This window comes from Thermoactinomyces mirandus, assembly GCF_013868055.1.
In the GTDB taxonomy this organism is placed as follows: domain Bacteria; phylum Bacillota; class Bacilli; order Thermoactinomycetales; family Thermoactinomycetaceae; genus Thermoactinomyces; species Thermoactinomyces mirandus.
In genome coordinates this window covers 1-24,500 of record NZ_JACEOL010000027.1, presented here as the reverse complement: position 1 = coordinate 24,500, position 24,500 = coordinate 1, and the positions used below count along the sequence as shown (strand labels likewise).

At 46.0% G+C, this 24,500-nt stretch carries 24 protein-coding genes; 22 read left to right on the top strand and 2 right to left on the bottom strand.

Annotated features, from left to right (window positions below; all coding sequences use genetic code 11):
* Positions 1-212: 212 nt before the first annotated feature.
* The 17 genes from H2C83_RS08165 (at position 213) to H2C83_RS08090 (ending at position 17,001) form a co-directional block, all read left to right on the top strand.
* Entirely contained in the window at positions 213-962 is a 750-nt protein-coding gene (locus H2C83_RS08165; protein ID WP_181739602.1) for an IclR family transcriptional regulator, read from the top strand.
* A 280-nt stretch (positions 963-1,242) separates the two neighbouring features.
* Positions 1,243-1,989, top strand: a complete 747-nt coding sequence (locus H2C83_RS08160; protein WP_312853880.1) for a 7-carboxy-7-deazaguanine synthase QueE — start codon at positions 1,243-1,245, stop codon at positions 1,987-1,989.
* A gap of 15 nt (positions 1,990-2,004) precedes the next feature.
* Positions 2,005-2,706: a 7-cyano-7-deazaguanine synthase QueC gene (queC, locus tag H2C83_RS08155; protein ID WP_181739600.1), complete on the top strand. Its 702-nt coding sequence runs from the start codon at positions 2,005-2,007 to the stop codon at positions 2,704-2,706.
* A gap of 121 nt (positions 2,707-2,827) precedes the next feature.
* Positions 2,828-3,295, top strand: coding sequence for a preQ(1) synthase (gene queF / locus H2C83_RS08150; protein ID WP_220184071.1), 468 nt, complete (start codon positions 2,828-2,830; stop codon positions 3,293-3,295).
* Between the two features lie 119 nt (positions 3,296-3,414).
* Entirely contained in the window at positions 3,415-3,870 is a 456-nt protein-coding gene (locus tag H2C83_RS08145; RefSeq protein ID WP_181739595.1) for a BrxA/BrxB family bacilliredoxin, read from the top strand.
* A 350-nt stretch (positions 3,871-4,220) separates the two neighbouring features.
* A complete protein-coding gene (gene gabT / locus H2C83_RS08140; protein ID WP_181739593.1) occupies positions 4,221-5,561 on the top strand; it encodes a 4-aminobutyrate--2-oxoglutarate transaminase in 1,341 nt (446 codons plus the stop codon).
* A gap of 38 nt (positions 5,562-5,599) precedes the next feature.
* Positions 5,600-5,725, top strand: coding sequence for a hypothetical protein (locus H2C83_RS18130; protein ID WP_281364123.1), 126 nt, complete (start codon positions 5,600-5,602; stop codon positions 5,723-5,725).
* 4 nt (positions 5,726-5,729) lie between these two features.
* Complete coding sequence (locus tag H2C83_RS08135; protein WP_181739591.1) at positions 5,730-7,130, top strand: APC family permease; 1,401 nt, start codon at positions 5,730-5,732, stop codon at positions 7,128-7,130.
* 13 nt (positions 7,131-7,143) lie between these two features.
* A complete protein-coding gene (locus tag H2C83_RS08130; protein ID WP_181739588.1) occupies positions 7,144-8,589 on the top strand; it encodes an aldehyde dehydrogenase family protein in 1,446 nt (481 codons plus the stop codon).
* A 198-nt stretch (positions 8,590-8,787) separates the two neighbouring features.
* Positions 8,788-10,005, top strand: a complete 1,218-nt coding sequence (locus H2C83_RS08125) for a CaiB/BaiF CoA transferase family protein (protein ID WP_181739586.1) — start codon at positions 8,788-8,790, stop codon at positions 10,003-10,005.
* A gap of 1 nt (position 10,006) precedes the next feature.
* Positions 10,007-11,212, top strand: a complete 1,206-nt coding sequence (locus H2C83_RS08120) for an acyl-CoA dehydrogenase family protein (protein ID WP_181739584.1) — start codon at positions 10,007-10,009, stop codon at positions 11,210-11,212.
* 83 nt (positions 11,213-11,295) lie between these two features.
* A complete protein-coding gene (locus tag H2C83_RS08115; protein ID WP_181739582.1) occupies positions 11,296-11,625 on the top strand; it encodes a DUF3870 domain-containing protein in 330 nt (109 codons plus the stop codon).
* Positions 11,626-11,882: 257 nt separating this feature from the next.
* Complete coding sequence (locus H2C83_RS08110; protein WP_181739580.1) at positions 11,883-12,851, top strand: glycine-rich domain-containing protein; 969 nt, start codon at positions 11,883-11,885, stop codon at positions 12,849-12,851.
* A 505-nt stretch (positions 12,852-13,356) separates the two neighbouring features.
* The gene (locus H2C83_RS08105; RefSeq protein WP_181739578.1) at positions 13,357-14,310 is read left to right on the top strand and encodes an ABC transporter permease; all 954 of its coding nucleotides are present in this window, start codon (positions 13,357-13,359) and stop codon (positions 14,308-14,310) included.
* A complete protein-coding gene (locus H2C83_RS08100; RefSeq protein WP_181739576.1) occupies positions 14,300-15,247 on the top strand; it encodes an iron chelate uptake ABC transporter family permease subunit in 948 nt (315 codons plus the stop codon). The genes H2C83_RS08105 and H2C83_RS08100 overlap by 11 nt, the downstream gene beginning before the upstream one ends.
* Positions 15,244-16,002 (top strand): iron ABC transporter ATP-binding protein, encoded by a 759-nt coding sequence (locus H2C83_RS08095; protein WP_181739574.1) that lies wholly within the window; start codon positions 15,244-15,246, stop codon positions 16,000-16,002. Before H2C83_RS08100 ends, H2C83_RS08095 begins: the two co-directional genes overlap by 4 nt.
* Before the next feature lie 63 nt (positions 16,003-16,065).
* Entirely contained in the window at positions 16,066-17,001 is a 936-nt protein-coding gene (locus H2C83_RS08090; RefSeq protein WP_181739572.1) for a siderophore ABC transporter substrate-binding protein, read from the top strand.
* Positions 17,002-17,154: 153 nt separating this feature from the next.
* Here H2C83_RS08090 and H2C83_RS08085 read toward each other — a convergent pair whose 3' ends face one another.
* Both H2C83_RS08085 and H2C83_RS08080 read right to left on the bottom strand, forming a co-directional pair.
* The gene (locus H2C83_RS08085) at positions 17,155-17,310 is read right to left on the bottom strand and encodes a hypothetical protein (protein ID WP_181739570.1); all 156 of its coding nucleotides are present in this window, start codon (positions 17,308-17,310) and stop codon (positions 17,155-17,157) included.
* A gap of 167 nt (positions 17,311-17,477) precedes the next feature.
* The gene (locus tag H2C83_RS08080) at positions 17,478-18,206 is read right to left on the bottom strand and encodes an alpha/beta hydrolase (protein WP_181739568.1); all 729 of its coding nucleotides are present in this window, start codon (positions 18,204-18,206) and stop codon (positions 17,478-17,480) included.
* 291 nt (positions 18,207-18,497) lie between these two features.
* On the opposite strand from H2C83_RS08080, the gene H2C83_RS08075 reads away from it, so the two are divergent.
* The 5 genes from H2C83_RS08075 (at position 18,498) to H2C83_RS08055 (ending at position 24,474) form a co-directional block, all read left to right on the top strand.
* Positions 18,498-19,856, top strand: coding sequence for a YjiH family protein (locus H2C83_RS08075; RefSeq protein ID WP_181739566.1), 1,359 nt, complete (start codon positions 18,498-18,500; stop codon positions 19,854-19,856).
* Between the two features lie 329 nt (positions 19,857-20,185).
* A complete protein-coding gene (locus H2C83_RS08070) occupies positions 20,186-22,126 on the top strand; it encodes an AMP-binding protein (protein WP_181739564.1) in 1,941 nt (646 codons plus the stop codon).
* Positions 22,127-22,358: 232 nt separating this feature from the next.
* Positions 22,359-23,075, top strand: coding sequence for a sigma factor (locus tag H2C83_RS08065; protein WP_181739562.1), 717 nt, complete (start codon positions 22,359-22,361; stop codon positions 23,073-23,075).
* Between the two features lie 17 nt (positions 23,076-23,092).
* Positions 23,093-24,133 carry an anti-sigma factor domain-containing protein gene (locus H2C83_RS08060; protein ID WP_181739560.1) on the top strand — a complete coding sequence of 347 codons (1,041 nt, stop codon included), beginning with the start codon at positions 23,093-23,095 and terminating at the stop codon, positions 24,131-24,133.
* A 77-nt stretch (positions 24,134-24,210) separates the two neighbouring features.
* Entirely contained in the window at positions 24,211-24,474 is a 264-nt protein-coding gene (locus tag H2C83_RS08055; protein ID WP_281364122.1) for an AbrB/MazE/SpoVT family DNA-binding domain-containing protein, read from the top strand.
* The last annotated feature ends 26 nt before the right edge of the window (positions 24,475-24,500 follow it).

Here is a 24,500-nt window from a genome sequence, read left to right as displayed (position 1 = left end):
ATTCATTATACAATTTTTTTAAATACTTGTATAGGTTATTTGCAAAAAAACATCGGGAAGGGAGAAAAGATTTAGGAAAGAATATGTGACTATTTCATTATATTTGTGAATATCTTTTTGTTTGCCTTAAAATATCCGTTTTCTTAACCAAGTTGGAGGAGTATAATATTTGGAAAACATGTTTCATGGAGTGAAACACGGAGGGTTTAATTTTGAGTGGAGAAAAAAAGTCAACGGTCAGGGCCGCGGAGAGAGCTTTGGATATTTTGCTGTGCTTTGTTGATAAAACACAACTTGGAATGATGGAAATCGCTGAACGCACCGGATTGAACAAAAGCACCGTTTTCCGGTTGCTGGCTACCCTGGAGAGCAAAGGGTTTGTAAAGAGAAACCAGTATACGGAAAAATATGAACTGGGTTTCCGGATCTGGGAGCTGGCAGCCCATTTAAACCAGTCGGATGATCCCGCCGTATTGTTTTTGCCGGAAATGGAACGATTGCGTGACGAGTTGGATGAAACCGTCAGTTTATATATTCGGGATGGAAAGGAACGGATCCGGATTCAGGCGGTGGAAAGCAACCAGGCGATTCGCCGTGTGGCGCCGATTGGGGCGAGGATGCCTCTTACGGTAGGGGCGTCAAGCAAAGTGCTGATGGCTTTTGCCGATTCTAAGCTGGTGCAGGAAGTGCTGGCCGGGTCCAGGTGGCCGGATCATATAAGCAAAGTGAACTATTTGCAACAGTTGAAAACAATCCGGGAAGATGGTTATGCGATGAGTGTTGAAGAACGGGAAGCTGGAACGGCAGCGGTGGCTGTGCCCATTTTTTCCCGGCGAGGCCGGTTGGTGGCGGCACTTGCCGTATCCGGTCCTGTTTCGCGAATGAATATGGACAAGATGATCCAGTTTGTGCCGGATATGTTGGAAGCTGCCAGCAAAATGGGAAAAATGATGAAGGATTAGAAAAAATATGCCGGGGGAATTTTCCGTTTCCATTCGCGCTGTATTTTTGGAGCAGAATCTGTCCGCAAATTGCGGGAAAGTTTATTGCTGATTGACCGTTAGTCAAAGCGGAAAAATGACTTTCCATGAAAATTTTTGACAGTCCGGAAATCAGTTGGTCATTACCGGGGGCATTTGAGGGAGAGTTATGTTTTAAAAAAATACTTCTATACTTGCTGTAAAGTGTTTGCTTTTGATAGTATGTCAAAGTAGCGGTTAGCCTGAACCAGAAATTCAGACTGTGCTAGCTGGTAGAGAGAAGGTGCTGCATTTGCAAAAGGAAGCAGGATCGTTCGAAGATCCGAAACTGTCAATGGTGGAGATATTTGAAACAGTGGAAGGCGAAGGAACCCGCGCTGGATTTCCCACCACGTTTATTCGTTTGTTTTATTGCAATTTGCGATGTGTCTGGTGTGATACTCCCTATAGTTATGCTCCTTACAAACCGGAGTATGAAGCCCGGGTTTCGGAAATTGTTCAGAAAGTGAAGAACTATCCGCACCCTTCGGTATGCCTGACTGGTGGAGAGCCTTTATTGCACGGCCGCAAAGTGGAGCGGTTGATTGAAGCGTTGGCCGGAATCAATTATATAGAAGACATTCATATCGAGACAAACGGTTCGATTGATCTGGAACCATTTGCGAAGTTGCGAAAATCCCATGAAGCGGTCTGGCGAAAGGTCCGGTTCATTCTGGATTACAAATTGCCTGCCAGTGGCGAAAACGGACGCATGATCCACAGGAATTTCGACTGGTTGCGGGAAAACGATGAAGTGAAATTTGTGATTGCGGGTGAGGATGATTTTCTGCATGCAAAAAAGATTGTGCAAACGGAGATGAAAAAAGGAATTCCCCTGTTCAGTCCCGTATGGGAAAAGATGGAACCTGCGAGACTGGTCGATCTGATGTTAAGGCATAAATTGGGCCATGTGAAATTGAATTTGCAGATGCACAAGTTTATTTGGGATCCGAATCTGCGTGGAGTATGACCGAGGTGAAACGATATGGATAAAAAAGCGGTAATTGTATTGAGTGGCGGGCTGGACAGCACCACATGCATGGGAATTGCAAAAGAGGAAGGCTATGAACTGTATCCGATTACTTTTTACTATCATCAGCGCCATAACCGGGAAATTGGGCAAGCAAGGAAAATTGCCGCTCACTATGGAGTCGCGGACAGGCACAAGATCGTGGATGTGAATTTTCTGGGAGAAATAGGAGGCAGCGCGCTAACTGACCAGACATGGGAAGTTCGCACCGGCGGAGTGAAAGAAGATATTCCGGATACTTACGTGCCCGCACGGAATCTCATTTTTCTGTCACTGGCAACTGCCTATGCAGAGGTGATTAGCGCCAAACACATTTACACAGGTGTCAGTGCGGTTGACTATAGCGGATATCCGGACTGCCGACCCGAGTTCATCCGCTCATTGGAAGAAACGGTGAATCTGGCAACCAAAATGGGAGTTTCTTCTGAAGAGAAAATTTATATTGAAACCCCTTTGCTCTATTTAAGCAAGGCTGAAACCATCCGGCGGGGACTGGAACTGAACGTGCCATACGAACTGACCACTTCCTGTTATCAGGGAGGAGAACTGGCGTGCGGTGAATGTGACAGTTGCCTGCTCCGCCTGAAAGGATTCAAGGAGAACAATCAGCCGGACCCCATTGCCTATAAAAAAATTCCTCCTGAATTGAGATGTTAAAAATTGGGCTGGCAGACAGATAGTATAAAAAAGGATCGGAATAAAACAAAAAGCCGTTCCTTGTGAAGGGAGCGGACCGTAAAAGGAGGGATTACCTGTGGATGAAACCTGCAAGAAAAATTTGTCTCTGAAAGCATTGGGAAAGAAAACCCAATATCATTTTGAATATAACCCCGATTTGCTGGAAACTTTTTCTAATCTCCATCCGGACACCGACTATTTTGTGAAATTCAATTGTCCGGAGTTTACCAGTTTGTGTCCGATTACAAACCAGCCTGATTTCGCCACCATTTATATCAGTTATGTTCCCGACCAAAAACTGGTGGAAAGCAAATCGCTGAAGCTGTATTTGTTCAGTTACAGAAATCATGGGGATTTTCACGAAAACTGTGTTGTCACGATAATGAAAGATTTGATTCAAAAGCTGGAACCGAAGTATATTGAAGTGTTGGGGAAATTTTTGCCAAGAGGCGGAATCAGTATTGATCCTTATGCAAATTACGGAAAACCGGGAACCAAATGGGAGAAAATTGCCGAACAGCGGCTGGCCCGGCACGACATGATGCCTGAAAAGGTAGATAACCGGTAACAACGGAGATGCGGGTTAATGGGAAGACCCTCATCTTTTTTGTATGGATAAATGGCAAAATTTGCTTTTTGGGATGCTTGCCCTGAGATAAAATAGAAAAAAAGGAGGGGTTTTTTGATATGTCTGAAGACTCGCGGATCAATCAAATGCAGCAAATAGTTCAGCGTATGCGTGATGAATTGACAAGTGTCGGGGTGAAAGAGCTTCGGACACCTGAAGAAGTTGATGAGGCGTTGCAGGGAGAAGGAGCAAAAGGAACCACTCTGGTCGTAGTCAATTCGGTCTGTGGGTGTGCGGGAGGCCTGGCGCGCCCGGCGGTTGCCCTGTCCCTGAAACATGACAGGATACCAGATCATTTGTATACTGTTTTTGCGGGGCAGGACCGGGAGGCAACGGAACGGGCCCGTTCCTATTTTGGGGAAATGGCTCCGTCTTCGCCATCGTTTGCGCTGTTGAAAGATGGAAAACTTGTGCATATGGTCCATCGCCATGATATCGAAAATGCATCGCTGGAAGAAATCGTGGCCAACTTGACCCATGCTTACGACCGTTATATTGATGGAGCATCTGCCTGAAAAGAAGCGTTACAGAATAACCTGTACAAGGAGGCAGGAAAATGGTTTTTCGTCCCCTTGCCTCCGTTTTCCGTCCGGCAGCTTCTTCCGTTTTTTTTGGATTGGTACGATTCAATTAAATATAAGCAATAGCTAATTAATGAATATTATAAAATTAGCGAATTGATAAAATAATAAAAAATTGGTATTGTATAATTGAGACCAATTGAAATCATATCCTGCGAATTTAACCGCGCCGGTTAAAACAGCCGCAGGAGTGAGCCGGAGGCCTGAGCGAACAAGACTTTTTTCGCTTGGTGATCCGGCGTTTTATTTTTTTACCTGTTACTAATGGAAAGGGTGATTAACAGATGATTCCTTCCCGTATCAAGGAAATGCCCGGTCCGCAGTCGATGAAGCTTCATGCCCGTCGTCAGGAAGCAGTGCCGATCGGCCCTTATCATGTGGCACCGCTATATGTCAAATCGGCCAGAGGAGCGATTATTACAGATGTTGACGGAAATCAGATAATTGATTTTGCCGCTGGAATTGGCATGCAAAATATTGGCCATTGCCACCCCAGGGTGGTCAAAGCCATCCAGGAGCAGACGGCTGCATCTATTCACAGTTGTTTTCACGTCATGCCCTATGAAGGTTATATTGAGTTGGCCGAGAAACTGAATCAGATCGTACCGGGGAACTGGAAAAAGAAAACCATGTTCGTCAACAGCGGGGCGGAGGCAGTGGAAAACGCGGTAAAAATTGCCCGCAAGGCAACAGGCCGCAGCGGTGTGCTCTCATTTGAGCGGGGGTTTCATGGCCGCACCCTGATGTCCCTGTCGTTAACCAGCAAGGTAAAACCCTACAAAGCCGGGTTTGGCCCGTTTGCCCCGGATACTTACAGGCTTCCCTATCCCGACTATTACCGGGCTCCCGCGCAGATGACCCCGGAGGAAGTGGACCGGGAGATATTGAGGCAAATCGAGGAGCTGTTTATCAAGGAGGTTCTGCCGGAATCGGTTGCTGCCATCATTCTGGAACCGGTGCAGGGAGAAGGCGGATTTATCATGCCGTCGTCACGTTTTGTGCAAGGGATCCGTCAGCTTTGTGACCAATATGGTATCGCGATGATTGCCGATGAGATCCAGACAGGTTTTGGCCGTACCGGGAAGCTGTTTGCCATGGAGCATTACGGGGTAGCGGCAGATATTATAACCATGTCGAAGTCGATTGCGGCCGGTATGCCGCTCAGCGCTGTTACTGGACGGACTGACTGGATGGATGCGCCGGAGACTGGTCAGCTTGGAGGAACCTTTGCCGGGAGCCCCGTTTCCTGTGCAGCTGCTCTGGCCGTACTGGAGGTATTGGAGGAAGAGAAACTGACAGATCGTGCCCGGATGATTGGAATGCGCATGGTGGAAGCTTTATCCGGGTTGCAGGATCAATATCAAATGATCGGCGATGTCCGGGGGTTGGGGGCCATGGTGGCGATCGAGCTGGTGGAAGATCGGGCCGCCAAAAAACCGGCCCCGGAGGCGGCAAGCCGGATCGTAAAAAAATGTTGGGAAAATGGATTACTGGTCCTCAGTGCAGGAATGTACAGCAATGTTATTCGTTTTTTGCCGCCTCTGGTGATCTCGGATTCCCTGCTGGAAGAAGGACTGCAACTCCTGGAAAAATCCATTTCAGAGGTGGCGGGCATTTCCGGCTGAAAGCCGTGTGAATTTGTGGGGATGAAGAAAAAACGGTTTTGCCAATATTTTTTCGGGTGCCCGGTATGGGCCGGACCGTGGGTATTTCCGGCTGGAAGGAGGAGAACCGGCAAGTTCATATGGAAGCGTTCCGTTTGTTGAAGGATACCTTTTCAAGGGAGTGACTCAATGAAGGAGAAACAACGGACAGAAAAGGTGTTGTCACGGATTGATGTGCTGGCACTGGCTTTTGGTGCCATGATTGGCTGGGGCTGGGTAGTCCTGACGGGCGAGTGGATTCGTCAGGCGGGATTGCTCGGCTCAGTGCTGGCTTTTGTTGGCGGAGGGATCATGGTTCTGTTCGTCGGGCTGGTCTATTCGGAGTTAACGGCTGCCATGCCGCAAACAGGCGGGGTCAGTGTGTTTTTGGACCGGGCGTTGGGGTACCGCTGGTCTTTTATCGCCTCCTGGGCGATTGCACTTGGCTATATTTCCGTTGTGGCTTTTGAAGCAGTCGCCCTTCCCACGGTGATTGACTATATCTTCCCCGATTATCAGTCCGGTTTCCTTTGGCAAGTGGCTGGCTGGGATGTGTATTTATCCTGGGCAGGAATCGGGATGGCCGGTTCGGTTTTCGTGACATGGATCAATTACCGCGGTCTGAAGCAGGCAGCGGTTTTCCAGGTTATCTGTACCACAATGCTTACCATCATCGGTTTGGTCCTGATCATTGGCAGCCCCTTTACTGCAAGCCCCGAGGGAATCTCAGCTCCGTTTGCGGGCATGACCGGACTGTTCGGGGTTCTGATCATGACTCCGTTTATGTTTGTCGGGTTTGACGTTATTCCCCAAACAGCTGCAGAAATCAATCTTCCCTTTAAACAGATTGGTAAAGTGCTGATTCTCTCGGTGTCAATGGCCGTAGTCTGGTATGTTGGCATTGTTTATGCGGTGGGCCATTCCATGAGCATGGAGGATATCAACCGGTCTGTTTTGCCCACAGCCGATGCATTGGCAACATTACTCGGCTCTCCATGGGGTGGAACCTTGCTGATTATTGGGGGGATCGGCGGGATTCTTACCAGCTGGAATGCCTTTTTTGTCGGGGGAAGCCGCATCCTGTATGTCATGGCGCAAAAAAGGATGCTGCCTGCCTTCTTCGGACGGTTCCATCCGAAATATAACACTCCTGTCAATGCGATACTGCTGATTGGTGCCATATCATTCATCGCTCCGCTTTTTGGGCGGCAGGCGCTTCTTTGGCTTACCAATGCAGGAAGTTTCTCAATTGTAATGACCTATATTCTGGTATCCGTTTCTTTTGTGGTGTTGAGGAAAAAAGAACCGGGCATGATCCGGCCCTTTCGGGCGGGCAAATCATCCTGGATTGGCTATGGCGCCCTGCTTTCCAGCCTTTGCCTGGGAATTCTGTATCTTCCCGGCATGCCATCCTCCCTTCGGTGGCCCTATGAATGGATTATGCTGTTATTGTGGTGGCTCGCAGGCTTGTATTACTTTGTCAGACTCTGTGGATCGAAAAAAAGTTTAGGCAACCGGCGGATTGGCGCCGAACCGCATGATTATACCTGAGGAGGAGAACGGGATGCGTTATGACAATTACATTGGAGGCGTCTGGAAGAAACCGGCAGGCGGAGAGTACACGCCCAACCGAAATCCCCATGATCCGGAAGAGATTCTTGGCCATTTTGCCGCCAGTACGGCAGAAGACGTGAGGGAAGCGGTTTCCTCAGCCAAAAAAGCTTTTCCTTCATGGAAAAAGCTGTCCTTTCCTGAGCGCGCGGCCTATTTGAAGAAGGCGGCTGAAATTATCCGGGGAAAAGCCGGTCAAATTGCGCGGGACTTGACGCGCGAAGAAGGAAAAACGCTGGTCGAGGCGAGTGGGGAAACCCTTCGCGCTGTCAGCATTCTGGAGTTTTTTGCGTCAGAAGCATTTCAACCGGTGGGGGAGGTGATTCCGTCAGTTTCAGAACAAACCTTTTTATTTACCAAGCGGGAGCCACTTGGAGCAGTGGGGTTGATCACACCATGGAATTTTCCGATCGCCATTCCCGTGTGGAAAATGGCTCCGGCCCTTCTCTACGGTAATACGGTGGTTATCAAACCGGCTGAGCTGACTCCCATGTCGGTCTATCATGTCATCGATGCTTTCCATAAGGCGGGCATTCCCAAGGGCGTGGTCAACTGTGTGTTTGGAACGGGATCAGTTGTCGGTTCGGAGATCGTCCAAAACAGCGAGATCAAGGCCATCTCTTTTACCGGTTCCAATCTGGTTGGAAGAAGCATTCAGGAACGGGCCGCCATGCAGGGGAAAAAAGTGCAACTGGAACTTGGCGGCAAAAATCCGCTGATTGTCCTGGACGATGCCGACCTGGACAAAGCGGTGGAGATTGCCATTTCGGGAGCTTTCCGTTCAACCGGTCAAAAATGTACGGCAACCAGCCGGATCATGGTGGATGCAAAAGTCTATAAAGCGTTCAGGGACCGGCTGGTAAAGAAAACGAAAATGTTAAAAGTGGGCAACCCTCTTAAGCCGGATACTTTCATGGGACCCTGTGCCAGCCGCGGGCAGTGTGATCAGGTGCTGGAAATGATTGAGGCGGGGAAAAAAGAAGCTGATTTGCTGGTTGGCGGGGAAATACCGCCGAAACCGGAACTGGTTCGCGGATTCTATGTCCAGCCCTCCATTTTTGAAAATGTGCCCCGGGATGCGCGGATTGCCAGGGAGGAGATCTTCGGTCCGGTTATCTCCCTGTTTCAAGTGAATGGCTATGATGAAGCCATCGAATTGGCCAATGATACTTTCTTTGGATTAAGCGCTTCCATTTGTACCAACAATCTTACGCTTGCCCGCCGGTTTGTGGATGAAATTGAGGCGGGCATGGTTCACATCAATTCTGAAACCGCCGGAGCGGAACCGCAGGCTCCTTTTGGCGGAGGCAAAGGTTCCGGAAACGGGAGCCGGGAGCAGGGGAAGGCGGCCGCGGAATTTTATACTCAGTTAAAAACTGTATATATGGACCCGATATAATCAATCAACGATGATTTCCTTGGCTACATTTGACAAAATCATCGGAATTTATTACAATTATACTTAAAATTGAAATCATATCCTGTGAGTTTTAACTGCGCCGGTTAAAAAAGTCGCAGGAGTGAGCCGGGATCCCTGAACGAAACAATTCGTTTGGTTACCCGGCTTTTTATTTTTTCAGGTTGAGGAGGAAAGCCCATGAAACGGGATGGTCCTTTGACAGGGATTCAGGTGCTGGATTTGTCTCGTGTGCTGGCCGGTCCGTTTTGCACCATGATTTTGGGAGACCTGGGGGCCGATGTGATCAAAGTTGAAGCACCGGGGCAGGGGGATGAGACCCGGGGCTGGGGGCCGCCCTGGGCCGGAGAGACAAGTGCCTATTACTTGAGCGTAAACCGAAACAAACGCTCCATGGTTTTGAATTTGAAAACAGAACAAGGGCAAGCCATCCTGCTGGATCTGGTCCGGCACGCAGACATCCTGGTGGAAAATTTCAAGGTGGGCACACTGGCCAAATTTGGATTGCCCCCAAAAAGGCTGCTGGAAATCAATCCCCGCCTGATTGTTGCTGAAATTTCGGGATTTGGCCAAAATGGTCCTTTTTCGCACAAAGCTGGCTACGACTACATGATCCAGGCCCTGAGCGGTTTGATGAGCATTACTGGGAGTCCGGAAAGCGGTCCGATGAAAGTGGGCGTTGCCATTGTCGATGTGTTGACAGGCCTTTTTACCGCGACCGGGATTCTGGCCGCCTTGCACGAACGAAACAGCTCGGGTAAAGGACAGATATTGGATGTAGCCCTGTTTGATGCCAGTGTCGCTTCTTTGGTCAACGTGGCCAGCAATTACCTTATTTCCGGAAAAGTTCCGCAACTGCTGGGTAATGCCCATCCCAACATTGCTCCTTACCAGCTTTTTCAGACCCGGGACCAGCCGATCATTATTGCAGTGGGCAATGACACCCAATTCAGGCGTCTGGCCGAGTGCCTCGGATGTCCCTGGCTAGCGGAAGATCCCCGTTTTGCCAAAAATTCCGCACGTGTAGTCAACCGGAAAGCACTGGTGCAAAAACTTGAAACGATTTTGACCAAACACACGAGTTCGCACTGGATTTCTCTGTTTGAGGAATTAAATCTTCCATCTGCCCCGATTCAAACCCTGGATCAGGTATTTTCCAGGTCTCAGGTAAAAGAGCGAAATTTGCTGGTAGAAATGGAACATCCCACAGCGGGAAATATTTCCCTGGTCGGGAGTCCGCTGAATTTTTCGCGAACCCCGGTTTCTTACCGGAAGTATCCACCTTTGCTTGGCGAACATACAGAAGAAATCTTGCGGGAAATGGGCTATTCCAGAATGCAGGTGAAAGAATGGGAGCAGGCGAAAGTTTTCTCCCCGAATGAGAAAAGGAGTGAGTGAGATGTTTGATTTTTCCTATTCCGATGATCAACTGGCGGTCAAAAAACTGGTTCGCAAGTTTGTCGACAAGGAAATCATGCCCCATATCGAACGGTGGGACATCGAGCAGCACTTTGAGACTTCCGTTTTAGATCGCCTGGCTGAGCTGGGTCTCATGGGGGTATGCATTCCGGAACAGTATGGAGGACAGGGAATGGATTACAATACCCTGGCCATCGTTTGTGCTGAACTGGAGCGCGGGGATACAGCCTTTCGGACAGCTGTTTCCGTTCATACGGCTTTAAACAGCATGACGCTTCTGCAATGGGGAAATGGATTCCAAAAAGAAAAATATCTCAAGCCCCAGGCCCAAGGAACCAAAGTGGGAGCATTTGGATTGACAGAGCCAAATGCAGGATCGGATGTGGCGGCGATCGAAATGCGGGCGGTCCGTGATGGCGATGTCTATATCCTGAACGGCGGCAAAACGTGGATCTCCCTTTGTGATATCGCCGACCATTTTTTGATTTTTGCCAAAACCGCTCCGGATCAGGGGCATCGCGGAATCTCCTGTTTTATTGTGGAGCGGGATTTCCCAGGCGTCACCACGCGCGGGTTTAAAAACAAATTGGGCATCCGTGCCGGAAATACAGGAGAGGTTTTCCTGGAAGATGTCCGGGTTCCGGCAGAAAATCGGGTTGGGAAAGAAGGAGAAGGTTTTAAAATCGCCATGTCTGCTCTCGACAACGGGCGATTCAGCGTGGCCGCCGGTGCTGTCGGCCTTATCGATGCCTGCATTGAAGCAAGTCTCAAATATGCCCATGAACGGGAGACGTTTGGGCAGCCGATCGGGAAACATCAATTGGTACAGCAGATGATCGCCAAAATGGTTGCAGGATATGAAACTTCCCGGCTGCTTGTCTACCGGGTCGGGTGGATGAAAAACAGGGGAATCCGCAATACCCGGGAAACTTCCTTGGCCAAATGGATTGCGTGTGATGCCGCTTTTAACGCTGCCGCAGATGCCGTCCAGATTCACGGGGCCAATGGATATTCCCATGAATTTCCCGTGGAGCGGTATATGCGCAATGCCAAGGCTCCTGTGATCTATGAGGGAACCAGGGAAATCCATCAGATCATGCAGGCAGAATATGCACTGGGATACCGCAGCGACAAGAAATTGCGAAAAAACCTGCCTTCCTGGCCGTTCGGGGAGGAAATCGAATAAGTATATTGATAGATCATACGGTCATCTTTTGATAATCTAAAAGAAAAGCCCGATTACGGGACTTTTCCGGTGGGAGAGATTGTATGGGAAAAAGCGTAATGTTGGCTGGACATGCCAAATTGCCCCAGCGGATGGCGGCCAAGTCTGTTTATGACTCTCTGACCCTGACGGTGGAGATTGATCCGAAGTACGGTGTTATTCTCGACGCATCCTGTACCCTGGCTACCCGCCATGCCCAGCATTTTATCGGGCAGGTATTAAAAGGATACAGCCTGATGGATGGAATCGATTCGATAGCAAAAGAAATGGAGGCTTTCTACCATGGAAAGGCACAGCAGGCTTTAATTGCCGCAATCCGGGATGTTTACCAGCAGTACCTGATTTATAACCAGAAACAGGCTTCCACTACATAAACTTGCTATCCGTTAAAGTTTGAGATTTCGCTTCAGATCCAGAACAAACATGAACCCAGACCGGCCACAGTCAAAAAAGTGGCCGGTTTGATGTACCTTGTTACGGATTGCCGGAGCCTGACCCTGATCGATGTTTTAACGCGAGAACTTCATTCAAATATAAAATACTTTTTTCAAAACAATGAAATGATTTTGGGGGGAATGTTCCGTTTGGTTTGTTTTTTAAGTAGAATAAAAGAGGAAAGGATGGTGAAGGGATGGAACTGATTGCCTTTTTTTTGTTAGCCTTATTTATCATTATAAGCATTATGGTTAATGTATCGTACCGGTCAGCGAAAAAAGTACCTCATAAACAGAGGTATGATTTGCCGGATTTGGGCATCAGGCGAGATAGCGAACTGGAACATAGCCTGAAAAAGCTGGTTCATCATCTGGAAAATGCTTTGGCAGAAAGTTATATTGAGCGGGCAAAAGAGCGGGTGATCCGCGAACATAAGATCAGTATTGTCGAATGGGAGAATCGCTTTTTTGAATGGAAACGCTACATAATCATGAAAGCGATTCTGAAAAATGCTCCGGCATACAGTACCGAAGTGGACGAGACCTGGCAGGAAATGCAAATGTTTACCCGGGAATATGATGAATTCTGCCGGTGCTATTTAAAAACCCCCTTAACCCGGGAGCAGGAGCTTCCAGTTCATCCTGGGCATCATGAAGAGCGAGCCTGGTTTGATTTTGTCTATGTGCTTTTATTCTGTCCGACAAAATACAGTTATCAGGCTTGGGGAGATTTTTTCAAGCATCCCTTGCCAAAATCCTTGCTGGAAGATTTTAAACGTTGTACAAACCAGGAACTGGCCGGGAAATATTTTAACCCAACCTCAGCGGAATCTGAGATTGCTCTCGTGATCCATGGCCTGATCCGCGATATCAAGCACAAACTGGAACAGGTTGACCAGTATATTGTCAATCACGGTACCGATGTAAGGAAATTTCGCCGTCAATACAGGAAATACGTGTCCAAAACCGGAAAAGGTACAGATGATGTCACAAGCGGAGTTATTTTTCTCTCCTTATATTATCAGGAATCCTTTGCCGAAAAGTACAACTATCTGTATGACAGGGGAAGTTCTGCTTCCTATGGGAGCGCCGTCGATTATCCGTTCGCCGGTCATGGAGATTCAGGCAGCGGTGATGGTGGCGGCGATGGCGGCGGCGGAGAATAGAAATGATTGAAAAGCCATGAGATTTTTTCTCATGGCTTGAGACTGCAGAATGAAGAATATTCCTAGGCTTTCGTTCCGTCCGCGCCTTACAGGAAAGTAGCGGGGGCGCTCCAGCCTTTGCTTTCCGGCGGGCTCTCCTTGCAAATCCAAACAGTTTGCAGGGATTCTCTTTCGCCTTTGCCGAAGTTGCAAACGTTACAGAAAATCGTCCTTTTATCTGTGTCGGCGAGTCAAACTGCAAGATCCTTTCCGTACAATCTGCGATTATTCCCCCTGCCTCTTTTCTTTAACCTCAATTTATTCCGCTGATCAAGGATTCGTTTATGCTAATCCAGTTATTTGAAATCTCCTTCTGTGACTTTTTAATACAACTATTCATTATTTATTGACAAATTAATAAAATTCTTTCATTATTCGTTGACAAATCAATAAAAAACGTTATTATATTATTTAATGATAACGATTATCAATCGCATTAAATATTGATTAAGCTTGAGGGATTGTGATGAAAAAAAGATACCTGTTTTTTATTTTGTTGTTGTTATCCCTTGCTTCTCTTTTTATTGGTGTAAAAGAGATTTCACCAGGTGATTTGCTGCAGTTTGATCAGGAAGAGATGCATATTTTCCTGACCAGTCGTATTCCGCGCTTAGTCAGTATATTGATCTCCGGGATTAGCATCAGTATATGCGGGCTAATTATGCAACAGATCAGTCAGAACAAATTTGTTTCTCCCACCACGGCGGGAACGATGGATTCAGCCCGGTTAGGCATACTGGTTTCAATGCTTCTTTTCAGTTCAGCCAATTTATTGGTAAAAATCAGTGTTGCCTTTTTATTTGCCCTGGCAGGGACACTTCTTTTTATGAAAATACTGGAAAAGATCAGATTGAAAGATGTAATTTTTGTCCCGCTGGTCGGGTTGATGTTTGGAAATATTATCAGTTCTGTTGCTACTTTTTTTGCTTATAAATATGATCTCATCCAAAATATGTCCAGCTGGTTGCAAGGTGATTTTTCCATGATTATGCAGGGACGCTATGAGATTCTTTATATAAGCATTCCGTTGATGTTTGTCGCCTATTTCTATGCTGACAAATTTACGATCGCCGGGATGGGTAAAGATTTCTCCAAAAATCTGGGCTTAAATTACAAGCAGGTGATTCATATCGGGCTGATCATTGTGGCTATCATCACCGCTTCGGTGGTGTTGACTGTCGGAATGATTCCCTTTTTAGGTTTAATTATTCCAAATCTGGTCTCTATTTATTACGGGGATCATCTCAAGAAAAATCTCCCTTATACTGCTTTGCTTGGTGCCATTTTTGTCCTTTTTTGCGACATAGTCGGACGCCTGGTTATTTATCCATTTGAACTTTCCATCAGCCTTACCGTTGGCATTATTGGCTGTGCCATCTTTTTGTATTTGTTGATGAGGAGCAGAGTATATGCAACCTAGAGTCAAATTAACCATTTTAGGAATTTTTGCAGCATTGATCATTGCGATTTATTTATTGATTGATCTGGGGAGTAATTGGGATTATGCGTTGCCTCGCAGAAGCATGAAAATAATCGCTATTTTGCTGACCGGCAGTTCGATTGCCCTTTCCACAGTCGTCTTTCAAACCATTACTCATAATCGCATTTTAACACCAAGCATCATGGGGTTGGATTCGCTCTATCTGTTTATTCAAACGGTGGTAGTTTATTTTTTGGGTTCCTCAACGCTTGCGATGATGGATGATCATTTCAATTTTCTAATCAGTGTATTTGCAATGGTTCTCTTTGCGATTCTTCTTTATCAAGTCCTTTTTCGCCAGGAAAAGTATCATATTTACTTTTTATTACTGGTAGGTCTTATTTTTGGGATCCTGTTTGACAGTCTCTCTTCCTTTATGCAGGTGCTGATCGATCCAAATGAATTTCTGATCGTACAAGATCGTATGTTTGCCAGTTTTAACAATATCAATACAAATCTTGTATGGATTTCCCTTGTTTTGATTTTGGTTACTGTCAGTTATTTTTGGCCGTTTCTGAAATATTTGGATGTTCTTTCGCTGGGAAAAGAACAGGCGATTAATCTGGGGGTAAGGTATGACCATACAGTAAAGCGATTGATGATAGTCGTGGCTGTCCTGATTTCGATTTCAACGGCGCTTGTAGGTCCTGTTACGTTCCTCGGGTTGCTGGTGGCCAATATTGCCTATGAAATGTTCCGGACGTATAAACACAACCACCTGATTCCGGGAGCGATCCTGGTCAGTTTTATTGCGTTGGTTGGGGGGCAACTGGCTGTAGAGCATATTTTCACATTTGAAACCACGCTGAGCGTGATTATCAATTTTATTGGAGGCATTTATTTTGTCTATCTGCTTTTAAAGGAGAGTCGACTATGATCGAGGTGAAAAATATCTCAAAAAAATATGGATCAAAAACTGTACTGGAAAATATTTCACTCAAAATCCCCAAAGGAAAAATTACGTCTTTTATCGGTTCGAACGGAGCCGGGAAAAGCACACTGCTTTCTGTAATTTGCCGTCTGATTTCTAAAGATAGTGGGGAAATTTATGTTGACAATAAAGAAATCAGCCAATACAAAAGTGAGGACTTGGCCAAAAAGATTTCGATTCTTAGACAAGAAAATCATTTGAATCTTCGGTTGACGATTCGGGATCTGGTCTCTTTTGGGCGATTTCCCTACTCTCAAGGGAAGTTGGACAAAGAGGATGAGGATCATATTGATCATGCCATCAAATATATGAATCTGACGAGTATTCAAAACAAGTATCTGGATCAGTTAAGCGGCGGGCAGAGGCAACGTGCTTACATAGCAATGACCATCGCCCAGGATACCGAATATATTTTTCTGGATGAACCATTGAATAATCTCGATATGAAACACTCGGTACAAATCATGAAAACTCTTGAAAAGCTGGTTGCCGAATTGGGAAAAACGATTTGCATTGTGATTCATGATATCAATTTTGCTTCCTGTTATTCCGATTATCTGGTTGCTTTAAAAGATGGACAAATCATTTGTGAAGGGACCAGCAAAGAGCTGATTCATCCAGATTCATTAAGAGAAATTTATGATATGGATATTACCATTGAAAAGATCAATGATCAAAAAATTTGTGTTTATTATTCTTGAGTGTAAAAATTTGCCAGTTCGCTGTAACATAAACAGCTTGTATTAATAAAGAGGTGAAAATAAATGAAAAAAGTACTTGCGCTGTTTGTTGTTTTTGCGTTGGCGTTGGTTGGAACTGCCTGTAATAATTCTTCACAGCAAGGACAAACTCAATCTTCGGAAGAAAACATCACTGTTGAACACCAACTGGGCAAGACGGAATTGTCCCGAAATCCTGACAAAGTAGTTGTTTTTGACTTTGGGGTCCTGGATACTCTGGATCAGCTTGGAATTGAAGTCGCGGCACTGCCAAAATCAAATGTCCCGAACTATTTGTCAAAATATGAAGGTAATAATTATGAAAACGCAGGTACCTTGAAAGAACCCGACTTTGAAAAGCTGAGTGAAATAAACCCTGATCTGATCATCATCTCTGGTCGCCAGCAAGATTTATATCAGGAATTCCAGAAAATTGCTCCCACCATTTTTATGGGGGTTGACTATAATGATTTTATGGGTTCATTTGAAAAAAACATGCAGACATTGGGGAAAATTTTTGGGAAAGAAAAAGAGATTGAGCAAGAACTGGTCACGATCAGAAGCTCGATTGAAAATTTAAAACAGAAAGCAGCCGCCAGCAAGAAAACTGCTTTAATTGTCCTGGCCAATGATAATAAAGTAAGTGCCTATGGGCCAAAATCCCGTTTTGGCCTGATTCATGATGTGTTTGGTTTGACCGCGGCTGATTCGTCAATCAACGCATCGACACACGGGCAAAGTATCTCCTTTGAATATATTGTGGAAAAAAACCCGGATTATCTCTATGTAGTTGACCGAAGCGCCGCAGTTACGAAAAAAGCTTCAGCCAAACAAACAATTGAAAATGAACTGGTGAAAAAGACCAAAGCTTATCAAAATGGCAATATTGTTTATTTGGATCCAAATATATGGTATCTTTCCGGCGGCGGACTTCAATCGGTGAGTGAAATGATCAGCGAAATAGACAAAAGCATGAAATAGATAAATTATGCTGGCTATTACAATTTCCGTCCGCCCGGTTAGCGGCGAGCATGACTTAAGAAAACGGCGGCTGGAAAAATAAAAGAAAGCAAAATCGGCCTTGGATTGGAAATCCGGGGCCGATTCATAATCTGTCCGGCAGAAGCAACAGATTTATTTTTTGCGATGTTTCAATCCGTCCCGGATGCCAAAGCGGACACCCAGGTAAACAGCAACGCCCAACAGGGCAATGGGTACCAGCATTCCGAAAAGGCCCATTGTCCAGCCCATCATGCCATAACCATATCCCATCTGCTCATCTCCTTTCATGAATAAGTCCCCGTTTTTTGCCAATTTTTTTGCTAAATCAAATATATGGTTACTGTTTATATGAGATTATTTGCTGAAAGCGGGCCGGTGGCCGTAAACTTTTCCGATCGGGCATGGACCAGTCCAGATTGGCAATCCTGTTGCTTCAATGCTTGTTTTTCTGTACCTTATTTTAATGCGTTCCCAAAGAAATAGTTCAAGGCATTGGGAAGGTCCCGCTGCCAGAAACCCCAGGTATGGTCTCCGTCCGCTTCAATATAATGAACCTGCGCTTTCTTCTTTTTCAAATTACGATAAATTTCCCGATTGCGGGCAAGTAAATCCAATTTCCCCATGTGTGTAGGCACAGCTGTTTCGGAGGTACCGATGGATTGATAGATTTGCAAATGGGAAAGGGAATGCTGACGCATGATTTCTTCACTGGTTGCTTTAAAAAAGGCTCCTGACTGGGAGAGAACGTTGTTTACCTGATCGGGATATTTCAGTGCAATATGCAAAGAAACAGTTCCGCCAAGGGAAGATCCGCCAATCACCAGGTCTTCTTTTTTAGAGGAGACAGGGTATTTTTCGCGAATGAATGGAAGAAGTTCGTCCATGACCATTTGCATATGCAGGGGCTGCCGATTGCCGGCAGGCGAATATTCCGAACTGCGCTTTTCTTTATCCACAGGAATCGCAACCATTACAAACGGATCAAGCTGGCCATCATCGATCATTTGGACAGCTTGGGTTACTATACGCCCCAGGTTGAAATAATCATTTCCATCATGAAGAACAAGCAGCGGATAGTTCTTTTGTAATGATTGTTCTTCGCCGGGAAGGAAAATCAGGATCTCTTTGGTTTCATCCAAACAAACGCTTTTTAATGCTTCTCTTTTGATTGTCCGTTTAAACATTTGTCTTGTGCGTCCCCTTCAGGATAAAGTTTTACTCATACTATAACTTATTTTTATTATATTTTCCTATTGATTATTTATATCATTTTTTGTATATTTATACTATATTATTTAATAGTTTTAATGATTTTCTTTTATTATCCCAAATCTGAGGAAAAAAATCAGGGGAGTTTTTATAAAGGAGACAGTTTCCTTTTTATTATTTTTTAAAAATTTTGATTTAACACAGCTGGTTATGGAGAGGTTTTAATTTTTGCCGGCTTAAGATATTGAGGTGAAATTGATAAAATTATGGAAAACGTACAAAATCGAACGCCATCAGTTGGTGAAATTTTGAAATTTGTGATCCCGTCTGCCATTGGCGTTTTCCTGTTTATGATTCCCATCCAGTCTGACGGGGAAATGACAATTCCGGTCGCCTTGCTGGCCAACTGGAGCCAGGAACTGCTCGCGGACTACCTGCCGGGCCTGGCAACCGGAATGATGGGGATCGCTGTTATCTTTACGCTTATGGCAAAACTGGCCAGACCGGCCTGGATGATGGACAATCTCTTTCTGAAAAAACTGTTTGATGTATCAGGCTTTTGGACGGTAACCCGTGTGGTTGGCCTGCTTTTTGCCATCATGACCCTGCTTCAGTTGGGGCCGGAATGGGTCTGGTCTGAAAATACGGGAGGGCTGCTGCTTTTAAGTCTGATTCCCGTGCTGTTTACGGTGTTTATCTTTGCCGGACTGTTTATGCCCTTTTTGATGGATTTTGGTTTGCTGGAAATGACCGGCACCTTGGTTACCCGATTGATGAGGCCGCTTTTCAAACTGCCCGGACGCGCTTCCATCGATTGTCTGGCTTCCTGGCTGGGAGACGGAACAATCGGGGTACTGCTTACGAACAAGCAGTATGAGGATGGATTTTATACAAAGCGTGATGCTGCCATTATCGGAACCACTTTTTCCGTCGTATCGATCACGTTTACGATCGTGGTATTGGAGCAGATCGGGCTGGGGCATCTGTTTGGCCCATATTACTTGACCATTGCCGTTGCCGGGTTGGTAGCGGCCATCATTCTGCCGCGCATTCCTCCGCTTTCCCGCAAGGAAAACACCTATTATGACGGGTCGGAAGGAAATGTGAGTGAAACGTTGCCGCCAGGTTTCTCTGTCTGGAAATGGGGCATGATCCAGGCGCTGGAACGGGCAGACAGGATCCGGTATAAAGAAGTTTTTCAAAATGGTTGCAAAAATATACTGGATATGTGGATAGGAGTTTTGCCGATAGTCATGGCGTTGGGAACAACGGCCGTTATTATTGCTGAATATACTCCCTTGTTCCGGTGGCTCGGCATTCCGTTTATTCCGATCTTGTCCCTGTTGCAAATTCCTGAGGCGAGTGAGGCGGCACAGACCGTTGTAGTCGGTTTTGCCGACATGTTTTTGCCGTCGGTGATTGCCAGCGGAGTCATTGAAAGTGAATTGACCCGGTTTGTCATTGCCTGCCTTTCAGTGACCCAACTGATTTATATGTCCGAAGTGGGAGGGCTTTTGCTGGGCTCGAAAATTCCGGTCGATTTCAAGGATCTGGTTGTGCTGTTCCTGTTAAGAACTTTGTTGACCCTGCCCATTATCGCGGGGATGGCCCATCTTATTTTGTAACCAAACATGGTCTTGGTTGCCAATCCGGGCTTTCTGTCTTTATGGCGGGAAGCCTTTTTTAAAAAAATCAATAGTGACAGACGATTTTTGGATCTCCGTTCCGTCTCCTCCTTGCGGGGAAGCAGCAGGGGCATTTCTGTGTGGCGCCTCCTGAAAATAACTTCACTTCTAAAAATCAATTCTTTAACCTTTGCCAACATGTTCAGACTTTCTGCAATAAATACAGGAAGTCTTTTTTATTTTCAACTTGCTTAGAGATTTTATTTAACTATTCAAATATAATTAAAATAAACATAATTCAATATATTATGAAATGGAGTGATCGCCCTATGAACAGACCTGTCTGGGTCCCGCAAACCGAGCAAATGAAAAAGACCCGTTTATACCAGTTGATGAAAAAACTGGGGATTGAGGACTATGATTCATTTTATCGGGAAAGCATTAGAAACATTGCGTGGTTCTGGGATGAAGTGGTAAAAGACATGAAGCTGAACTGGATCGCTCCCTATCGTCAAGTGCTGGACATGAAAGATGGAATTGCCTGGCCGCGCTGGTTTAAGGGTGGAAAAATCAATGTTGCGGAAAATTGCCTGGACCGGTTTGTGAAAGATCCGTCGGCTCGCCATCGCCTCGCATTGATATGGGAAGGAGATAACGGGGAAAGCCATAAATATTCATACCGCGAATTATGGGTCGAAGTGAACCGGATTGCAGGTGGGCTGACAGAACTGGGGGTAGGGCCGGGAGACCGTGTAGCCATATTCCTGCCGATGATCGCGGAAAATGTCATTGCCATGCTCGCTGTAGCACGCATAGGCGCCATCTTTATACCATGCTTTTCCGGTTATGGTGCGGAAGCAGTCACTGCCAGGATTCAGGGTTGTCAGGCCAAATGGCTGATTACGGCAGACGGTTTCCTGCGACGGGGAAAAGTTGTAAAGATGAAGGAAGAGGCTGACCGGGCGGCAGACCTGTCGCCGTCGATCCAAAAAGTAATTGTTGTGCGCCGGTTAGGCCGCAAATGCCCCTGGAACGGGGAAAGAGATGTTGAATGGGATCAACTGAGGACTTCTGTGAAAACAGTAGCCCCCTATCCAACCTCATCCGGAGATCCGTTCATGATTATCTATACTTCGGGTACGACCGGCAAGCCTAAAGGGACGGTTCATGTGCATGCGGGTTTTCCGGTCAAGGCAGCTTTTGATGCAGGTTACATGTTTGATGTGGGAGCGGGCGACGTGTTGTTTTGGGTTACCGATATGGGATGGATGATGGGACCGTGGATGGTGTTTGGCTCCCTGATCATGGGAAGCACCATGGTGGTTTACGAGGGAACGCCGGATTATCCCGCACCTGACCGCCTGTGGGAAATGGTGGAGAATTATGGCGTCACCCATTTGGGAGTTTCTCCGACATTGACCCGGGCACTGATGAGGTTGGGGAATCAGTGGACGGAAAAACGGGATTTAAGCAGTTTGCGAGTGTTTGGTTCAACAGGCGAACCGTGGAATCCGGAACCGTGGCACTGGCTGTTTGAACAGGTGGGAAAAAACAAAGTGCCAATTTTCAATTATTCCGGCGGTACTGAAACTTCGGGCGGGATTTTGGGCAACCACTTTTTCAAACCAATTTTTCCATGCGGGTTTGCCGGTCCAATTCCGGGGATGGATGCGGAAGTATTTGATGATTCGGGCCGCCCCGTCAGGGATCAGGTGGGGGAACTGGTCTTGCGCCAACCTTGGGTAGGAATGACAAGCGGTTTCTGGCAAGATGATAAACGGTACGAGAAAACATACTGGAACCGCTGGCCCAATGTCTGGCTGCATGGAGACTGGGTATATATTGATCAGCAAAATCAATGGTTTATTACGGGAAGATCGGATGATACACTGAAAATTGCCGGTAAAAGGCTGGGGCCCGCCGAGATGGAATCGGTATTGGTAAATCATCCGCTGGTCGCGGAAGCCGCTACCATTGGCGTTCCCGATTCGGAGAAAGGAGAAAGTGCAGTCTGTTTTGTTGTCCTGAAAGGAAAGGAATGTGAAGGGCTGGAAGAAGAACTGGTCGAATTTGTTGCCAAACACATGGGGAAAGCCCTGAGGCCAAAACGGGTATGGACTCTTGAAGAATTGCCCAAAACGCGTAATGGCAAGATATTACGGCGGGTTATCCGTGCATCCTACCTGGGTGAAGAAGTCGGGGATCTTTCGTCTTTGGAAAACAAAGCGGCGGTGGAAGTGATCAGGTCTTTGGCGAGAAATGCAAACTAATCCAAATTTCATAAATTTGATAAAAACAGTGAAGGATAAGTGTCAATATCAATTCCCTCTGGAATGAACTGTTTTTTGGTTCATTCTATTTTTTTGCCGTTAATAAAAATAATTGTTTTTTGATATAGCGTTGTCAGTTAACCATGTTACAATGAAGATTGATCCACTAAATGTGGACAGAAAAACGAAGAAGTTGTGCGAATGAATACATAGGGAGAGGTGTCGGTATTGCATGTTCCGGGGAACAGATTTGGAAAGACGTGTGCTTTTGGCGCAGGAAACACGCTCTCCAGACAAACGAAACGATCTGCTTAAGGAACTGGAACCACAGGTACGCAGGATCGCTTCAAGCGTCTGCAGGAGGGAGATAACCAAACAGGACGATGAGTACATGATTGCTTATAAGGCTTTGGATGAAGCGATAAGCGGGTATTGTTCAGGTTTTCAGGCTACATTTATGTCATTTGCATACAAGGTGATCCATCGGCGATTGATTGATTATTTCCGACATGAGAAAAAACACCGCAGAATCATACCATTGGTTAATTATTCAGGAACCAGTGATGAAGAGACTCCCAACCCGGAAGTGGTTGCCAAAGCATTTGAAAATCATCGAAACGAAGAATTAAAATATATGCGTCAGATGGAGATTGAGATGTTCAGAAAATCACTTGCAAGGTATGGAATCACTTTTGAGGAATTGGTGAAAAAAAGTCCGAAGCATCGCGATACGCGCGAAAATTTGTACAAAATCGCTGCAAAGATTGTATCTGACCAGGATCTATTACAGAAATTTCTGCAGCAGAAGAAATTGGACAAGGAGATCTCCTCTGCTTTGGGAATGCATCGCCGCACTTTGAGCCGGCATAGAAAATACCTGATTGCTCTTACTATTGTGATGACTGAAGATTTAACCCTGATACGAAGCCATTTGGGTCTTAAAGGGTGAGAAGGGGGGCGAGTGAATTGCGGAAAGGTGTTATCATGGAGATCAAGCCACGTCATTGGATTGTTTTGACATCCGATGGGGAGTTTGTCCGTGTTCCGCGGAGAAACATGGCACTGGAAGTGGGAGAAGAAGTGGAAATCAGTTCGGTCCGTTCTTTTTCTTCCTCCATAAAAAAACCCTGGGTAGCCGCAATCAGTGTTGGGGTGGCGGTAATGGTGGGAACGTTTTTTGTCTTACCTCAGATGTCTCCTCCTGAAGATGGCGATACGCAAGGGTTTGTCTATCTGGACATTAACCCGAGCATTGCCATCAATCTGGATGATGATGAAAACATAATAGAAGTGAAACCTTTAAACAAATCTGCCTTGAGATTGCTTCGCAACAGGACATACAAGAACGAACAGGTCGATGATTTTGTCGAGCAGTTTTTGGATGAGGCAAAACACAATGGTTACCTGCATCCGAAAGATCAGGTTGTCCTGTCCGGATATGACGATGAACGGACCAGTGTAAAAGCGTTGCATAAAATAGAAAAAATGATAGACAAAGAAAGTGAAGAAGAGGAACTGGACCTGAATGTTCATACCTTGAAAATGCCGAAGGAAGTAAAGGAAAAAGCGGATCAGACAGGATTGTCACCAGCGAAGTATGCAGTTTGGAGAATTGCAAACAAAGAAGGTGAGAATCTTGACGTGAAAGAAATGGAAGAGATGCCGATTACGAAACTGGCTCAAGATATCAAGCCGGTTTCGGACTTCCTTAACAAACCGCCATCAGAAGAAGAATGGAAAGAAATTATAGCAGATGATGAGCAAACTGATAAAGGTGAAGCCCCCGCACAAAAACCGGTCACGGATGGAGATAAATCGACGGATTTTACCCAAGATCCAGCTTCGACGAAGACGAATGAACAACAGAAAAAAGAATCAACCAGCAAGGAGGAACCGGATGGATCAGGCTCGTCGACTCCTTCCACTGATCAAGGAAGCGACAATCAGACCAGTTCCTCCCAGGATTCAAATAATACCAAAAAATCCAACTCATCAACGGTTGAATAAAAGCGTCTGGTGGAATAAAGGCATGTTGCAAGCTGACACCTCCCATCCAGCTTACAACAGAGACGAGAGGGGCCTGTTTGATGAAAGGGACTGGGATCGTAAGGAAAGTAGATCATTTGGGACGGATCGTTTTGCCAAAGGGCTTGAGGGATATGTTGGATATTCAGCCAAGTGACGGAGTAGAGGTTTTTGTAGATGATCAGTACATTGTACTGAAAAAGTACGCGCCCAGTTGTATTTTCTGCGGCAGTATGGATGAAGTGATTTACTACCGCGGAAAAACGGTTTGCAAGGAATGTGTGGAGGAAATTGCCAAAGAAATCAAGAATGGGAGCGCCTGAAAAGGCGCTGAGCTTGATGACAAACC

Coding starts and splice junctions, on each gene's coding strand:
- H2C83_RS08100 (WP_181739576.1), top strand. CDS start 14,300: ATGCAACCTAGAGTCAAATTAACCATTTTAGGAATTTTTGCAGCATTG.
- H2C83_RS08095 (WP_181739574.1), top strand. CDS start 15,244: ATGATCGAGGTGAAAAATATCTCAAAAAAATATGGATCAAAAACTGTA.
- H2C83_RS08070 (WP_181739564.1), top strand. CDS start 20,186: ATGAACAGACCTGTCTGGGTCCCGCAAACCGAGCAAATGAAAAAGACC.
- H2C83_RS08145 (WP_181739595.1), top strand. CDS start 3,415: ATGTCTGAAGACTCGCGGATCAATCAAATGCAGCAAATAGTTCAGCGT.
- H2C83_RS08065 (WP_181739562.1), top strand. CDS start 22,359: ATGTTCCGGGGAACAGATTTGGAAAGACGTGTGCTTTTGGCGCAGGAA.
- H2C83_RS08110 (WP_181739580.1), top strand. CDS start 11,883: ATGGAACTGATTGCCTTTTTTTTGTTAGCCTTATTTATCATTATAAGC.
- gabT (WP_181739593.1), top strand. CDS start 4,221: ATGATTCCTTCCCGTATCAAGGAAATGCCCGGTCCGCAGTCGATGAAG.
- H2C83_RS08080 (WP_181739568.1), bottom strand. CDS start 18,206: ATGTTTAAACGGACAATCAAAAGAGAAGCATTAAAAAGCGTTTGTTTG.
- H2C83_RS08115 (WP_181739582.1), top strand. CDS start 11,296: ATGGGAAAAAGCGTAATGTTGGCTGGACATGCCAAATTGCCCCAGCGG.
- H2C83_RS08090 (WP_181739572.1), top strand. CDS start 16,066: ATGAAAAAAGTACTTGCGCTGTTTGTTGTTTTTGCGTTGGCGTTGGTT.
- queC (WP_181739600.1), top strand. CDS start 2,005: ATGGATAAAAAAGCGGTAATTGTATTGAGTGGCGGGCTGGACAGCACC.
- H2C83_RS08125 (WP_181739586.1), top strand. CDS start 8,788: ATGAAACGGGATGGTCCTTTGACAGGGATTCAGGTGCTGGATTTGTCT.
- H2C83_RS08075 (WP_181739566.1), top strand. CDS start 18,498: ATGGAAAACGTACAAAATCGAACGCCATCAGTTGGTGAAATTTTGAAA.
- H2C83_RS08135 (WP_181739591.1), top strand. CDS start 5,730: ATGAAGGAGAAACAACGGACAGAAAAGGTGTTGTCACGGATTGATGTG.
- H2C83_RS08130 (WP_181739588.1), top strand. CDS start 7,144: ATGCGTTATGACAATTACATTGGAGGCGTCTGGAAGAAACCGGCAGGC.
- H2C83_RS08120 (WP_181739584.1), top strand. CDS start 10,007: ATGTTTGATTTTTCCTATTCCGATGATCAACTGGCGGTCAAAAAACTG.
- H2C83_RS08085 (WP_181739570.1), bottom strand. CDS start 17,310: ATGAAAGGAGATGAGCAGATGGGATATGGTTATGGCATGATGGGCTGG.
- H2C83_RS08105 (WP_181739578.1), top strand. CDS start 13,357: ATGAAAAAAAGATACCTGTTTTTTATTTTGTTGTTGTTATCCCTTGCT.